We start from the raw sequence: 14,856 nt of genomic DNA, 5'->3' as shown, positions 1-14,856 counted from the left end.
GGCGCCATGCTGCATCCGATCTTCTCGGTCCTGGTCAGCAAGCCGGAGCTGGTGATGCAACACATCGCCGGCTACGCGGCCCTGATGCGCGAGGAAGCTTCCTCCGTGGGACTCGAGGTCGCCAAGCGGGCGATCGCCTGGGGCGTGGCGCTGTTCGGCCTGCTCGTCTTCCTGATCCTGGCGGGCGTGGCCACCATGCTGGGCGCCATCCACGGCTTCCACTGGATGCTGGTGGTCTCGCCGGCGATCGCGCTGGGCGTGGCGGTGGCGGGCTTCCTGGTGGCGCGCGAGCGCCTGCCGGAGAAGGCCTTCACCGAACTGAAGGCGCAGCTCGATGCCGACGCGCAGGCGCTGCGCGCGATCGGGGCCCGTTCGTGAGCGAGGCAGCCGACAAACTGGCGGCAAGCCGGCAAGCGATCCTCGCGCACATGGCGCGGCGCCAGCGGCGCCACGACCCGCACGAGGAAGACGCGGCCGGCACGGATGCGGGCTACGCCTATGCCGCGGGCGAGGAAGAAGACGATCCGCGCGACTACGGCGAAGGCTGGTTCGGCCACATGCGGCGCGCGGTGCGCACCTGGTGGCGCTACCACCCGGCGCACATGGTCGTCGACCTGGCGTCGCCGCTGATGCGCAGCTATGCCCAGCGCAGGCCGGTGCAGCTGCTGGCGATTTCGGCGGCCGCCGGCGCGGCGCTGACGCTCGCGCGGCCGTGGAAGCTGATCTCGCTGGGGACGCTGGCGGTTGCGGTGCTGAAGTCGTCGCAGCTGTCGAGCCTGTTGATGGCGGCGATGTCGGCCGCCGATTTCCGCCAGGACGCGGAACCGCCGCCTTGAGCGGCGAATGATTGAAACGCAAGCCGGGTGGTGTTGGTGCGGCCACCCGGGGAGCTATCCGGAAAGTACGCACCGAAAGACCTACAAGGGAAGGACAACTCCATGAAACACGTTCGCGCCATCACTCTCGCCGTCATGACCGGCATCACCCTGATCTCCAGCGGCTGCGCCGTCTGGCGCGGCCAGGAATCGGTCGGCAACTATGTCGACGACAAGACGATCACCGCCGCGGTGAAGACCAAGCTGCTGGAAGACAAGAACACCGGCGGCCTGTCGATCAACGTCGACACGCTGAACGGCACGGTCTCGCTGGGCGGCTTCGCCAAGTCGCAGATGGAAAAGGACCAGGCCGGCGCCATCGCCCGCAACACCAAGGGCGTGCGCGAAGTGCACAACAACCTGCTGGTGCGTCCGTAACCAGCCGGCGACGGAGGCGGCCTGGCCGCCTCCTGCGAGGGCAGGCGTCCAGAGGCCGCCTGCCCTTTCTTTTTTCCAACGAAGGGCGCCGCCCATGAAGACCTTCCATTGCCAGCACTGCGGCCAGGCCGTCTTCTTCGAGAACGTGCAGTGCCTGCGCTGCGGCAGCCAGCTCGCCTTCCTGCCGGACCGCCTCAACATCGCCGCACTGGAGCCGGTGCCCGGGCATGACGGCCTGTGGCGCCCGCGCGTGCGAGGAGACCGCAAGCCCGCGGTCGGCCAGTACCGCCTGTGCCAGAACGCGACCACGCAGAACGCGTGCAACTTCGCCGTGCCGGCAGACGATCCAAATGCGCTGTGCGCGGCCTGCCGCCTCACCCGCGTGCTGCCCGACCTGTCGCAGCCGGGGAACACCGAGCGCTGGTACCGGCTCGAGTCGGCCAAGCGCCGCCTCTTCTACACCCTGGCCAAGCTGGGCCTCTTGACGCCGACGCCGCCGAACGGTGCGGCCGACGGCCCCGTCTTCGAATTCCTCGCCGACCTCCCGGGCCAGCAGGTGATGACCGGCCACTCGCAAGGCCTCATCACGCTCAACGTGGCCGAGGCCGACGACGCGGAGCGCGTGCGCCGCAAGGTCGAAATGCGCGAGCCCTATCGCACCCTGCTCGGGCACTTCCGCCACGAGTCGGGCCATTACTACTGGGACCGCCTGATCGATGAAGGCGGCCGCGTCGAGGCCTTCCGCGAAGTGTTCGGCGACGAGCGCGTCGACTACGGCCAGGCCCTGCAGGCCCACTACGGCCGCGGCGGCACCGTCGCCGACTGGCAGGACAACTTCGTGAGCGCGTATGCATCGGCACACCCGTGGGAGGACTGGGCCGAGACCTGGGCCCACTACCTGCACATGGTGGACCTGCTGGAAACCGCGGCGGCCTACAACACGCGCGTGAGCATCCCCGGGCAAGGCGTGGAGCTCGACGACGTGATCAACCCGCTGGAGACCGGCGCGCCCGAATTCGACATGCTGGTGGAGCAGTGGGTGCCGCTCACGCTGCTGGTGAACAGCCTCAACCGCAGCCTGGGCCAGGAAGATGCCTATCCCTTCGCGCTGTCGCCCGGTGCCTTGAACAAGCTGCGCTACGTGCACGACGTGATCGGCGCATCGCGCGCCAATCCCCGGCTGCCGGCGCCGCGCCTGGCCAAGGCGCCCGCCGCGCAAAGCGCCGCCGCGGCGCGAACCGTGGCGGAGCAGAGCAAGCAGGAGCCGGCGGCGGCGCCGCCGGAAAATTAACCCAGCGTCAGCTGGTTCTCGACGGACTTCACTTCGCGCACGTTGCGCGCGATCTGCGAGGCGCGCTCGCGCGCGGCCGGGTCCGGCGCGCGGCCGATCAGCGTGACCACGCCGTCGTCCGAATGCACGTCGATCTTCATCGCCGTGAAATCGGGGTCGGCGGCCAGCGAGGACTTCACTTCCGCAGCCAGTTTGATATCGGGGTCATCGGCGACTGGCGCCGGCGCCGCGCCCATGGCGGCGGTGTTGGGGTTCTCGACGCCAACCGCGGCGCTTTCTTCCTTGGCGCCTTCCATGCCCTGGCGGTTGATTTCCACGCTGGCCTGGCTGGCCGGCGCGCTTTCCTCCACGCGGTCACCGCAGGCGCCCAGCGCCAGCAGCACCGCCAACGAAGATGCGAGGGCCGCTGCGCGGCCGATTCCTTTGTAGTTCATGACTTCAATGCTCCCTGCGACCGTGCCAATGTAGGGACGGCCCCTGGTGCCCGCGGTCGGGGTGCAGAGCGTGAAGCTGTAGGAGAAACACAAGACGCGGCCTAGGCCATGTCATCGCGCTCCATGTCGCGCAGGATCCGATCGAGCCGTTCGGACAGCTGCTCCGTCGAGAGCTTCTCGCGGAAACGCTCCACCATCAGCGGCACGCTCATGGGACTCGGGTGCCTCAGCGGCACGAAGTCCATCGTCTTGGCCCGCATGCGCTGCAGCGTGGCACCCAGGCGCGAGATCTCCAGTTCCTGGCTCAGCACTTCGCGTTCCGCCTGGTTCAACAGCAGGTTGCCCGCGTCGTACTTGCGGAACACTTCGTAGAACAGTGCGCTGGAGGCCTGCAGCTGGCGCGCGCTTTTCGGCTGGCCCGGGTAGCCGCTCTGGATCAGGCCCGCCACGCGCGCGATCTCGCGAAAGCGCCGCTGCGCCAGCTCGGAGGAATTGAGGGAGGCCAGCACGTCATGCAGCAGGTCGTCGCCGCTGAACACGGCCTGGCTGGTGACGGGCTCCACGTCGAAGGGCGCGGCCCCCACCAGCTCGAAGCCGTAATCGTTGATCGAGATGCTGAAGGTGTTGGGCTGCACCTGCGCGAGCCGCCAGGCCAGCAGGCTCGCCAGGCCCAGGTGCACGTTGCGGCCGGCGAAGGGATAGACGTACAGGTGCTGCCCTTCGCGCGACTTGAAGCCTTCCACCAGCAGCGTGTGCGGTGTCGGGATCTTCGAGAGGCGCTGCTGCGTCTGCAGCATGGGACGCGCGGCTTCCAGTTCGGGACCCGCGTACTCGCCATGCGCGGCCGCCTGCATCATCTCCAGCACCGCATCGGACAGCTCCGTGGAGAGCGCCATCTTGCTGCCCTGCCAGGTCGGCACCGTGCCCTTGTTCTTGGTGGCCTTGCGCACGTAGGCCGCCATGTCGCGCACGCGCACGAACTCCAGCAGGCGGCCGGCAAAGAAGAAACAGTCACCGGGCTTCAATCGCGCGATGAAGCCTTCTTCCATCGTCCCGATGATCGCGCCGGTGAGGAACTTCACCTGGATCGCCGCGTCGCTGACGATGGTGCCCACGCCCAGCCGGTGCCGCTTGGCGACACCGGCATCCTTCACGCGCCAGGTGCCCTCGTCGTCGCGCACGATGCGGTGGTACTCGGGATAGGCCGCCAGGCTCTCGCCGCCGTGCGCGCAGAAAGCCAGCGCCCAGTCGAAGGCCGCCCGGGTGAGGTTGCGATACGACCAGGCCGTCGTCACTTCGGCATACAAGGCATCGGCGGTGAAGCCGCCGCCCAGCGCCACCGTCACGATGTGCTGCACCAGCACGTCGAGCGGCTGGTCGGGCGGCTCGCGCTTCTCCACGCGGCCGGTCTGCGCGGCCCAGCGCGCCGCCGCAGCCTCGATGATCTCCATGGTGTTGGTCGGCACCAGCGTCACGCGGCTCGGTCGCCCGGGCGCGTGGCCGCTGCGGCCGGCGCGCTGCATCATGCGGGCGACGCCCTTGGCCGAGCCGATCTGCAGCACGCGCTCCACCGGCAGGAAGTCGACGCCGAGATCGAGCGAGGACGTCGCCACCACCGCGCGCACGCTGCCGTCCTTCAAGCCCTGCTCCACCCACTCGCGCGTGCCGCGATCGAGCGAGCCGTGGTGCAGCGCGATGTGGCCGGCCCAGCCGGGGCGCGCCTCCAGCAGCAGCTGGTACCAGATCTCGGCCTGCGAACGGACGTTGGTGAAGACCAGCGTGGTGCCGGACTTCTCGATCTCCTCCACCACCGGCTGCTGCATGCGCGCGCCCAGGTGTCCGGCCCAGGAGTACTTGCCGGGGTCGGGCGGGATCAGCGTGTCGATCACCAGCGTCTTGTCGATCTTGCCGCGCACCAGCCGTGGTTCGGGCTCCGGCTGCGGGCCGCACAGCACGTGCATGGCCTCCTCCAGGTTGCCCAGCGTGGCGCTGAGGCCCCACGTGACCAGCGAGGGATTGAACTGCCGCAGGCGGGCCAGGGCCAGTTGCGCCTGCACGCCGCGCTTGCTGCCGATCAGCTCGTGCCACTCGTCCACCACCACGAAGGCGACGCCGCACAGCTCGTCGCGCATGCTCTCGCGCGTGAGCATCAGCGTGAGCGACTCCGGCGTGGTCACCAGCACGGTGGGCATGCGGCGGTCCTGCCGCGCGCGGTCGGCGCTGGGCGTGTCGCCGGTGCGCAGCCCGATGGTCCAGTCGGGCGCCAGGTCGCGCAGCGGCTCGGTCAGGGCCTTGGTGGTGTCCGAGGCCAGCGCGCGCATCGGCGTGAGCCAGACGACCCGCAGCGGCTCGGCCGCGCGCGCGGGCGGATGGCGACGCAGCAGTTCCTGCAGCATCCCCAGCCAGACGGCGTAGGTCTTGCCGGAGCCGGTGGTGGCGTGCAGCATGCCGCTGCGGCCCTCGGCGACGGCCTGCCACACCTCGCGCTGGAAGGCGAAAGGCTGCCAGCCGCGGCCGGCCAGCCAGGCGGCGCCGGGGGAATCGGGGGGAGCAGGAGGAGGACGGGATCGGGCAGCCAAGGGCGGCCCATTTTCACAGCATTCCCCGGGCGCGGGTGGTAGGCTGGCGGCATGCAAAGACTGATTGCCACCCTGCTCCTCGCTGCCGCGGCCCACGTGCATGCGGCGACCGGTCCTTACGACGAAGCCGCCGACGCCCACGCGGCCGTGCGCACCGCGCTGGCCGCCGCCGCCCAGGCCAACACCCCCGTGCTGGTCGTCTTCGGCGCCAACTGGTGCCCCGACTGCCGTGTGCTCGACACGGCCATGCACACCGGCAGCAGCGTGCCGCTGATGCAGAAGAACTTCCGCGTGGTCAAGGTCGACGTCGGCCGGATGGACAAGAACGTGGACCTGGCCGAAGCCTACGGCGTGCCGCTGAAGAAGGGCATTCCCGCGGTGGCCGTGCTGTCGCCGCAAGGCAAGGTGGTGTACGCCACCAAGTCGGGCGAACTGGCCGATGCGCGCAACATGGGCGAGGACGGCATCTACCGCTTCTTCAGCCGCGTGACCGCGCCCGCGGCCAAGTAGTCAGACCACGCCCAGCCGCGCCCGGCCGCCGCGCCTGCGGTCGGCCCGCGGCAATTCCACCGCGCCCTGCACCATCGCATCGGCCCGGCGCTGCATCGCCGCCAGGCCGGCATCCAGCTGCTGCACCTCCAGCGCCGTCAGCGGCGCCAGCAGGCCGCGGTTGATGTCGCAGACCAGCGGAAACAGCTCCTGGTACAGCGCCATGCCCGAAGGCGTGAGCGCCAGCCGCGCCTGGCGGCGGTCCGCCGCGCCGGTTTCGCGTTTCACCAGCTTCTTGGCCACCAGCGAGGTGACGGCGCGCGAGGTCCGCGCGCGGTCCAGCTGGATGCGCTCGGCCAGGCTTGAAGACAACAGGTCCGGCTCGCGCGCCAGCCGCGCGATCACGCGCCACTCGCGCCGGGTGATGCCGAAGCGGCCCTCGCACAGGCGGATCACCAGGCTGCCGCCGACGGACAGCAGGCGGCTGAGCTTGTAGAGCAGCAGGTCGTCCAGCTCGGCGGGCTGGCGCAGGCGGGTGGCCGGCATGGGTGTTTGTCCGGGCGATGATTGATTTGAACAATCAATTGTGGCCGCAATACAGTCCGGGGGAGGCCCGCAAGCGGCCGCTGGAGACAAGCCCATGAAAAGAAGGACCGCCCTCCTGGCCGCGCTGCTGGCCACGGCCGGCGCCATCGCGCACGCGCAGGACAACCCGTTGCGCATCGTAGTCGGCTATGCGCCGGGCGGCGCCACCGACAAGGTCGCGCGCATCGTCGGCGAGAAGCTGCAAGCGAAGCTGGGCACCACGGTGATCGTGGAGAACAAGACCGGCGCCGGCGGCCGGCTCGCCGCGCAGCAGGTCAAGGCCGCCAAACCCGGCGACAACGTGCTGATGGTGGGCAACCCCGCCGTGATGGTGGTGGCGCCCCTGGTCTTCAAGGACAACGGCTACGACGCCGAGCGCGACTTCGTGCCGGTCTCGCACGTCAACGACTACGAGTTCGGCCTGGCCGTGGCCAGCGCCGTGCCGGTGCGCGAGCTGTCGCACCTGCTCGCCTGGCTGCGCGCCAATCCGAACCAGGCCAACTTCGGCGTCCCGGCCACCGGCAGCCTGCCGCACTTCTTCGCGCTCATGACCGGCGACAAGGCCGGCGTGAAGGCGCAGGTGATCGGCTACCGCGGCTCGGGGCCGCTGCTGGCCGACCTGCTCGGCGGCCAGGTGCCGGTGGCTTTGGACACGCTCGACGGCCTGATTCCGCAGCACGAGGCGGGCAAGCTGAGGATCCTGGCGGGCTCGGGCGCGAAGCGCTCGCCGGCCGCGCCGAACGTGCCGACCTTCAAGGAAGCGGGACTGGATCTCGTCGCCACCGGCTTCAACGCCTTCTTCGCGCCCGCGACGATGCCGCCCGCGAAAGTGCAGCAGTATGCGGAAGCGATCCGTGAGGTGATGCGCGACCCCGACACGCAGCGCAAGTTCGCCGACGCCAAGATGACGCCCGTCGTTTCCACGCAGGCGCAGACCGCCGCCATGCTGAAGGCCTACCGCGCGCAGTGGGGGCCCGTCGTCCAGAAGTCCGGCTACCAACCTTGAGACCCGCCATGAAACGCCTCGCCGTCGCTGCCCTGCTTGCCGCATCCTTCGCCACCGCGTTCGCGCAGAACGCCTGGCCCACCAAGCCGGTGAAGATCGTCAACAGCTTCCCGCCGGGCGGGCCCTCGGACATGATCGCGCGCTCGGTCGCCGACGTGCTGCAGAAGCAGTTCAACCAGCCTTTCATCGTGGAGAACAAGCCGGGCGCGGCGGGCAACATCGGCAGCGACCAGGTGGCCAAGTCGCCCGCCGACGGCCACACGCTGCTGTTCTCGATCGACACCGTGTTCACGGTCAACCCGCACATCTACAAGGGCATGCCCTTCAAGACGGCGGACTTCAAGCCGCTGATGGTGCTGGCGTCCTCCGGCTTGCTGGTCGGCGCCCATCCGGCCCGGGGGTTCAAGACGCTGAACGACCTGGTGGCCGCGGGCAAGACGAAGGGCGTTTCCTTCAGCTCCGCCGGCAGCGGCAGCCCCGGCCACCTGGCCGCGGAGATGTTCACCGAAGCCACCGGCATGAAGATCACGCACGTGCCTTACAAGGGCAACACGCCCGCGGTGACCGCGGTGCTGGCCGGAGAAGTCGACGCCGGCGTGCTGGCCACGCCCGGGATGCTGCCGCACGTGAAGGCCGGCAAGATCACCGCGCTGGCCGTCACCAGCCGCAAGCGCTCGCAGCTCGCGCCCGAGGTGCCGACCGTGGCCGAGGCCGGCCTGCCGCAGCTGGAGCAGGAAGTGCTGTACGTCGCGATGGTGCCGGCCGCGACGCCGGAACCCGTCGTGCAGGCGATCACCAAGGCGGTGGCGGACGCGCTGGCGCGGCAGGACGTGCGCGCGCGGCTCGACGGCCTCGACCTGCATTACGAAGGCCTCACCGGCGCCGCCGCGGGCAAGCGGCTGGCGGACCTGAGCGACCGCTACGGCAAGGTGATCCGCGCCACGGGCATGAAGGTGGAATGATGGCCGCGCAACGTCCCAACATCATCTTCATCGTTGCCGACGACCTCGGCTTCGCGGACCTCGGGTGCTACGGCGGGCGCGACGCGCACTTCGGCAAGGTCTCGCCGGTGCTCGACGGCCTGGCCGCGCAAGGCGTCCGCTTCACGCAGGGCTATTCCAACTCGCCGGTGTGCTCGCCCACGCGCTTCGCGCTGATGACCGCGCGCTACCAGTACCGGCTGCGCGGCGCGGCCGAAGAGCCGATCAACAGCAAGAGCCGCGGCAGCACCACGCTGGGGTTGCCGGTGGAGCACCCCACCCTGCCCTCGCTGCTGCGCGATGCGGGCTACCGCACGGCTTTGATCGGCAAGTGGCACCTCGGCTACCCGCCGGCCTTCGGGCCGCTGCGCTCCGGCTACGACGAATTCTTCGGCCCGATGTCGGGCGGCGTGGACTACTTCAGCCATTGCAGCTCGAACGGGCAGCACGACCTGTGGTTCGGCGAGGAGGAAAAGCAGGAGGAAGGCTATCTCACGGACCTGATCTCGCACCGCGCCGTTGATTACATCGACCGCGTGGCACAGGACAAGTCCTCGCCCTTCTTCCTCAGCCTGCACTACACCGCCCCGCACTGGCCCTGGGAGACGCGCGACGACGAAGCGCTGGCGCAGGAGGTGAAGACCAACCTGTTCCACCTGCATGGCGGCGACATCCACACCTACCGCCGCATGATCCACCACATGGACGAAGGCATAGGCTGGGTGATGGATGCCCTGCGCAAGCACGGCATCGAGCGCGACACGCTGGTGGTCTTCACCAGCGACAACGGCGGCGAGCGCTTCTCCGACAACTGGCCGCTGGTGGGCGGCAAGATGGACCTCACCGAAGGCGGCATCCGCGTGCCCTGGATCGCGCACTGGCCGGCGGTGATCCAGCCGGGCGGCGTGAGCGCGCAGCAGTGCATGACGATGGACTGGAGCACAACGATGCTGGAGGCCGGCGGCGCGACGGCGGACGCCGCCTATCCGCTCGATGGCGTGTCGCTGCTGCCGGTGCTGCGGGATGCGCGCCAGGCCTTCGCGCGGCCGCTGCACTGGCGCATGAACCACCGGGGCCAGCGGGCGCTGCGCGACGGCGACTGGAAGTACCTGCGCGTGGACGGGCACGACTACCTGTTCAACATCCCGGCCGACGAACGCGAGCGCGCCAACCTGGCCGGCCGCGATCCGGCGCGGCTGGCCGCCATGCGCGAAGCCTGGGAGAGCTGGAACGAGACCATGCCGGCCATCCCGCCCGATGCAACGGTGAGCCTGGGTTACTCGGTCAAGGACATGCCGCAACGATGAGGCACGCTTTCGGTCCCGGGCATACTTGAGCCCGATGTCCCGACTGTCCCGCTGGTTCCCTTTCCTGGACTGGCCCCGCCCGAGCACGCAGCTGCTGCGCGGCGAGGCCACGGCCGCCCTCACCGTCGCGGTGGTGATGATTCCGCAATCGGTCGCCTACGCCGGCCTCGCCGGCATGCCGCTGGTGGCCGGGCTCTATGCGACCTTCCTGCCGATGCTGGCGGCCGTGCTGTTCAGCGCGTCGACCCGGCTGTCGGTCGGCCCTTCGGCCTTGTCCAGCGTGCTGGTCGGCGCGTCGCTGATCGGCATGGCGACGCCCGGCAGCGCGAGCTGGGTGGCGCTGGCCGTATGGCTGGCGTTGCTGTCGGGAGGATTGCAATTAATGGTGGGTGGCCTGCGCGCCGCCTGGGTGCTGAACCTGGTGAGCTCGCCGGTGCTGGCGGGATTCAGCCAGGCAGCGGCCCTGCTGATCATCGCCTCGCAGCTGCCGGCCCTGCTCGGGCTCGACGGCCCGCTGGCGGAATTGCTGCACTCGCCGAAGATCGACCACCAGGCACTCGCCTACGGCGTGGTGAGCCTCGCCCTGTTCATCCTGGCCAAACGCTACGTCCCCAGGTTTCCGATCATGCTGGTCGCGCTGGCGGCGGCCGGTGCCATCGCGTACTTCACCGGCTACTCCGCCCATGGCGCGGTCGTCGGGCCCTTGCCCAGCGGCTTGCCGCAGCTTTACTGGCCCGCCTGGCCCGGCTGGGAGCAGTTCTCCACGCTGCTCGCGCCCGCGCTGGTGCTCACGCTGGTGAGCTCGCTGGAAATGGCCTCCAGCGCCAAGATCGAAAGCCAGAAGGATGGCAAGCGCTGGGACGCCAGCCAGGACCTGGTGGGCCAGGGCGTCGGCAAGGTGGTGTCGGCCCTCTCGGGTTCGTTCGCGACCAGCACTTCCTTCTCGCGCTCGGCGCTTACGCTCTACTCCGGCGCGCGCACGGGCTGGGCCACGGTCGTCGCCACCGGCTTCGTGCTGCTGGTGCTGCTGTTCTTCACGCCGGCGCTGTCGCACGTGCCGAAGGCCGTGCTGTCGGCGGTGGTGGTGGCGGCCGTGTCCAGCCTGTTCAAGCCGCGCATCCTGCTGGCGCTGTGGCAGATCGACCGGGTGGAGGCGCTGACGGCGCTGGCGACTTTCACGGTCACGATCCTGTCGGCGCCGCGCATCTACTGGGGCGTGCTGACCGGCGTGCTGATCGGCCTGGCGCACTTCCTCTACCTGCGGCTGCATCCGCGCATCATCGAAGTCGGCCTGCACCCGGACGGCAGCCTGCGCGACCGCCACCTGTGGCAATTGCCGCCGCTCGCCTCGGGCATCTATGCGCTGCGCATGGACGCGGAGCTGGACTTCGCCTCGGCCACCGCCATGGAGCGCGCGATCGTCGAACACCTGGCGGCGCATCCGGACGTGCGGCATGTCTGCCTGTTCGCGCAGCCGATCAACCGCGTCGACGCGACCGGCGTGGAGATGTTCGGGCAGCTGCGCAAGACGCTGGCAGACAAGGGCATCACGCTGCACATCAGCGGGATCAAGCTGCCGGTGGAGCGGGTGCTGCAGAAGGCCGGCGTCCTCACCGAAGGGCCGTTGCTGAAGATGTACCGCACGGATACCGAGGCGCTGCTGGCATTCGGGCGGCTGAGCGCCTGATCACTTCGGGCGCGGCGGCTGCAGGTTCTTGCCGGGCGCGCTGAGCTTGCCGGCGCGCAGTTCGCCCACGGCGTTCGTCAGGGCCCGCGCCACGTTGCGCGTCTCCTCCTGCACATCGCGGTCCTCGTCCAGCGCTTGGTGGCTCGTCGCGTAGGGCTCGTAGTAGCCGACGTAGCGATCCAGCCGCGCCTGCGAACCGGCGTCGACGAGGCCCATCCAGTCCATCCAGTCGCACAGGGCGCGGCGCGTCCCTTCGATGCCGGCGACGTCGCCATGCACGACCACGCCATAGGTGCGGCCGGCGAGGTGCTTGGGGTAGTCCCAGCCGGCCAGCTCGATCTCCTTGGCCTTGGCGGCATCCTTGCCCTGCGTGCGGGTCGGATCGGGGTTGCCGCCGTCGGCGCAGACGAGGCGGTCCATCATCAGCTTCAGCGGACTGGTCACCTGGTACCAGTGCGTGGGCGTGACCAGCAGCACGCCATGCGCCGAGACCCACTTCTCGTAGATCGCGTTCATCCAGTCGTTCACCTGGTTGGTGGCGTGGTTCGGGTAGCAGCTGCACGGCCAGTGGCACAAAGGCATCGCCGTCGACACGCAGCCCTTGCAAGGATGGATGTGGAGATCGTAGTCGGAGGTGAGCAGGCTCAGGTCGAGGAAGTCGACCTGCATGCCGCCGGCCTCCAGCTCCTCCTGCGCGATCTTCGCGAGCCGCCAAGTCTTGGAGACCTCGCCCGGGCAGGTGCCGTCGTTGCGCGGGGAACAGCAGACGACGAGGACCTGCGATGGCGTCTTCGCATCGCTCCAGCGGCGCTGGGCCTCCTGCAGCTTGCGGCTGGCCTCGTACCACTCCACCGACAGGTCGTAGCCAGGGTCTTCGAACCCCGGGCCGGCCTTGCGCGTCACCGGCGCCTTGCGGCCGCCGTCATAGGCCTGCCAGGCAATTTCCTCCAGCCGGGCGATGGCCTCCTGCTCGGGCTGGAAGGCGGGATCGAAGAAGCGAACGCGGAAGCGCTTGCCGAATTCCTCGCGCGTGTGGGTGGCCGGAGCCTGGCCTTTGCGAACGTCGGTGCTCATGCGGCCACGGTACCGCAAACGCGGCCGCCGCGGGGCCGATTGCAGCTCAGGCGCTGACGATCCAGCCCTCGAGCGGGTCCAGGTCCGGCGGCAGGCCGTAGTGCGGAGCGCCTTGTCGTGCGGCCCAGGCCGCCTGCACCAGGCAGAGCACGGCATCGAGGCTGTCGCCGCTGGCGTCCGCGACCAGCGCGTCGTGCTGCGCATGCGTGAGCTTCAGGCGCAGGCCCAGGCGCGTGCGCCCCTGCTCCAGCGCGTTCAGCAGGTCCTTGCGCGCGATCAGGCGGTCGGCGTCCTGCTTCGCCTTGTCGTCGCTCTTGTAGCTGCGGCGGCCCACGAGCTCGCGCGCCAGCAGGCCGGGATAGGCTTCGAGCGCCACCCGCTGCGGATCACCGGCATGCAGGCCGGGCAAATCGACGCCGGCCTCCAGCAGCAAGGGCAAGGCCGCGTGCAGCATGTAGGCCACCGGTGGATTGACCCACTTCATCGACGGGCTGGAGCCCGCCAGCTTGTCGAACTTGCGATGCGCGAACTTGGCGCCGGCGGGCCGCGCCGCGCAGTAGGCGGCAAAGGTCTCGCGGATCTGCGGCCGCGTGAGCGAGGCATAGTGCGCCATGCATTCGCGCCAGGTCGTGGGCCAGCCCAGTTCCTCCACCAGCGGCCGCGGCAGGCCGAAGGGGAAATCGAAGCCGCCGATCCACGCTTGCGGCTGCTTCAACCAGTCGGCAAAGGCAGCGAGCGTCTCCAGCTTTTCCAGGCGCGTGAGTTGCACACGGCCACCCGCGGCGGTGCCCAGCGCCAGCACGATGGGCTTGCGCCGCGTGGGCGCGCTGGAGAAATCGCAACCGAGCAGCAGCGTCATCGCTTCATCCGACGGCCAGGGCCATCACGCCGGCTGCAATGAATGCGGCGCCCAGCAGGCGCAGCCAGCGGTCGCCCTCGCCCAGCAGCTGCCCGCCGATCAGCGCCGCGAACAGCATCGACACCTCGCGCGCAGGCGCCACGTGCGAAACCGGCGCCGTCTGCATCGCGTAGAGCACCAGGACATACGAGACGGGACTGATCATGCCGACGAACAGCGCGTACTTCCATTGCAGTCGCCATAGCGCCTTCGCCTCGGCCACGTCGCGCAGCGCGGCGGGCGCGACCACCACCAGCCGCAGCAGCGAACCGACGTAGTCGACCAGGATGGGCGAGAGCAGCAGCACCTTGACGGCATACCCGTCGACCAGCGTATAGGCGGCAATGAAGGCGCCGCTGGCCACGCCATAGACCATGCCCTTGTGCACGCGCGCGCGCGCCGCGGGATCGTGGCTGGCACGCCAGAGCGCGGGCCCGCCGGCGATGAGGAACACGCCGCCCACCACGCCGGCGATGCCGAAGGCGCCGAGCGCCGAAAGCTGCTCGCCCAGCAGCAGCACGGCCGCCATCGACGACAGCAGCGGGCCGGAGCCGCGCGCCAGCGGATACACCACCGTCAGGTCGGCCTTGCGGTAGCCCCGCAGCAAGAGCAGGTAATAACCGGTGTGCAGCAGGGAGCTCCCGGCCAGCAGGCCCCATTCGCGCCAGCCCCAGCCAGCAGCCTGGGTCCACGCCAGCCAGAGGCCCAGCGGGGCATAGACGACGCAGATGATGGCGGTGGTGAAGGCGGCGAAGCGGACGTCGCCGCCGGCCTTCTTGGCGGCGATGTTCCAGCTGGCGTGGATCAGGCCGGCCAGCAGCACCAGCGCGAGCGCACTGGTCGGCAATTCAGCTGCGGCCGCAGATCGCGGCGGTGGCCGCGAGGTCTTCCAGCAGCGACAGGGACACCTTGCCGGAGACGGCGTACGGGTCCAGCTCGGGCTTCTCGGAATATTTCAACAGCACCGAGTGATTGAGCTTGGTGATGTTCACCTGGCCCATGCTCCAGCCGCCGAAGCGCCGCTCGAGGATTTCCTCGTAGTGCAGCAGCGCGACGTCCTTGTGGCGCGCGTCCTTCTGGATGCTGCCGAACAGGTCGCTCACCTGCATGCGGCCGCCTTCGATGCACTGCAGGAAGATGCCGCTGCCGTAGCAGAGGATGCCGGTGATGCCGCTGACCGGGTTGTGCTGGCGCGATTGCGCCAGGATGGATTCGATCGCTTCGGCGCTGGTGTCGACGGAGCGGCTGCAATACAGGAGGCGAACCAGCATGC

At 69.5% G+C, this 14,856-nt stretch carries 16 protein-coding genes; 9 read left to right on the top strand and 7 right to left on the bottom strand.

From position 1 onward, the window contains the following. The first annotated feature begins 6 nt into the window (after positions 1-6). The 4 genes from LZ009_RS04765 (at position 7) to LZ009_RS04750 (ending at position 2,544) form a co-directional block, all read left to right on the top strand. The gene (locus LZ009_RS04765) at positions 7-378 is read left to right on the top strand and encodes a hypothetical protein (protein WP_275696721.1); all 372 of its coding nucleotides are present in this window, start codon (positions 7-9) and stop codon (positions 376-378) included. Next, entirely contained in the window at positions 375-836 is a 462-nt protein-coding gene (locus LZ009_RS04760; RefSeq protein WP_275696720.1) for a hypothetical protein, read from the top strand. The genes LZ009_RS04765 and LZ009_RS04760 overlap by 4 nt, the downstream gene beginning before the upstream one ends. 102 nt (positions 837-938) lie before the next feature. Further along, positions 939-1,253 carry a BON domain-containing protein gene (locus LZ009_RS04755; RefSeq protein ID WP_275696719.1) on the top strand — a complete coding sequence of 105 codons (315 nt, stop codon included), beginning with the start codon at positions 939-941 and terminating at the stop codon, positions 1,251-1,253. 94 nt (positions 1,254-1,347) lie between these two features. Beyond that, complete coding sequence (locus tag LZ009_RS04750; RefSeq protein ID WP_275696718.1) at positions 1,348-2,544, top strand: zinc-binding metallopeptidase family protein; 1,197 nt, start codon at positions 1,348-1,350, stop codon at positions 2,542-2,544. Here LZ009_RS04750 and LZ009_RS04745 read toward each other — a convergent pair. Both LZ009_RS04745 and LZ009_RS04740 read right to left on the bottom strand, forming a co-directional pair. Then, the gene (locus LZ009_RS04745) at positions 2,541-2,978 is read right to left on the bottom strand and encodes a BON domain-containing protein (protein WP_275696717.1); all 438 of its coding nucleotides are present in this window, start codon (positions 2,976-2,978) and stop codon (positions 2,541-2,543) included. The two genes, LZ009_RS04750 and LZ009_RS04745, sit on opposite strands and share 4 nt — an antisense overlap. 101 nt (positions 2,979-3,079) lie before the next feature. Further along, entirely contained in the window at positions 3,080-5,557 is a 2,478-nt protein-coding gene (locus LZ009_RS04740) for a ligase-associated DNA damage response DEXH box helicase (RefSeq protein ID WP_275696716.1), read from the bottom strand. A gap of 51 nt (positions 5,558-5,608) precedes the next feature. Between LZ009_RS04740 and LZ009_RS04735 the strand changes: the two genes are divergently transcribed. Then, on the top strand, positions 5,609-6,067 hold the full coding sequence (locus LZ009_RS04735) for a thioredoxin family protein (RefSeq protein WP_275696715.1): 459 nt from the start codon (positions 5,609-5,611) through the stop codon (positions 6,065-6,067). On the opposite strand, the gene LZ009_RS04730 is transcribed toward LZ009_RS04735, so the two are convergent. Beyond that, on the bottom strand, positions 6,068-6,592 hold the full coding sequence (locus LZ009_RS04730) for a MarR family winged helix-turn-helix transcriptional regulator (RefSeq protein ID WP_275696714.1): 525 nt from the start codon (positions 6,590-6,592) through the stop codon (positions 6,068-6,070). Between the two features lie 94 nt (positions 6,593-6,686). Here LZ009_RS04730 and LZ009_RS04725 point away from each other — a divergent pair, with 94 nt between their 5' ends. Genes LZ009_RS04725 through LZ009_RS04710 form a run of 4 tightly spaced genes read left to right on the top strand, consistent with a single transcriptional unit; the run spans position 6,687 to position 11,611 of the window. Continuing rightward, a complete protein-coding gene (locus LZ009_RS04725) occupies positions 6,687-7,637 on the top strand; it encodes a Bug family tripartite tricarboxylate transporter substrate binding protein (protein ID WP_275696713.1) in 951 nt (316 codons plus the stop codon). Between the two features lie 8 nt (positions 7,638-7,645). Further along, positions 7,646-8,599: a Bug family tripartite tricarboxylate transporter substrate binding protein gene (locus tag LZ009_RS04720; protein ID WP_275696712.1), complete on the top strand. Its 954-nt coding sequence runs from the start codon at positions 7,646-7,648 to the stop codon at positions 8,597-8,599. Then, complete coding sequence (locus LZ009_RS04715; RefSeq protein WP_430300192.1) at positions 8,596-9,924, top strand: sulfatase family protein; 1,329 nt, start codon at positions 8,596-8,598, stop codon at positions 9,922-9,924. Before LZ009_RS04720 ends, LZ009_RS04715 begins: the two co-directional genes overlap by 4 nt. A 34-nt stretch (positions 9,925-9,958) precedes the next feature. Continuing rightward, the gene (locus LZ009_RS04710; protein WP_275696710.1) at positions 9,959-11,611 is read left to right on the top strand and encodes a SulP family inorganic anion transporter; all 1,653 of its coding nucleotides are present in this window, start codon (positions 9,959-9,961) and stop codon (positions 11,609-11,611) included. Here the strand turns inward: LZ009_RS04710 and LZ009_RS04705 are convergent, their stop codons facing one another. The 4 genes from LZ009_RS04705 to LZ009_RS04690 are packed head-to-tail and all read right to left on the bottom strand — an operon-like array spanning position 11,612 to position 14,854. Then, a complete protein-coding gene (locus tag LZ009_RS04705) occupies positions 11,612-12,685 on the bottom strand; it encodes a flavodoxin family protein (protein ID WP_275696709.1) in 1,074 nt (357 codons plus the stop codon). A gap of 46 nt (positions 12,686-12,731) precedes the next feature. Then, positions 12,732-13,544, bottom strand: a complete 813-nt coding sequence (locus tag LZ009_RS04700) for a DUF429 domain-containing protein (protein WP_275696708.1) — start codon at positions 13,542-13,544, stop codon at positions 12,732-12,734. Positions 13,545-13,548: 4 nt separating this feature from the next. Further along, entirely contained in the window at positions 13,549-14,430 is an 882-nt protein-coding gene (locus LZ009_RS04695) for a DMT family transporter (protein WP_275696707.1), read from the bottom strand. Between the two features lies 1 nt (position 14,431). Then, on the bottom strand, positions 14,432-14,854 hold the full coding sequence (locus LZ009_RS04690; RefSeq protein WP_275696706.1) for a BLUF domain-containing protein: 423 nt from the start codon (positions 14,852-14,854) through the stop codon (positions 14,432-14,434). Positions 14,855-14,856: the final 2 nt, after the last annotated feature.

This window comes from Ramlibacter paludis, from assembly GCF_022012305.1.
GTDB lineage: Bacteria > Pseudomonadota > Gammaproteobacteria > Burkholderiales > Burkholderiaceae_C > Ramlibacter > Ramlibacter paludis.
Note: the sequence above shows the minus strand (reverse complement) of the source record. Positions and strands in the feature narration are given on the sequence as shown.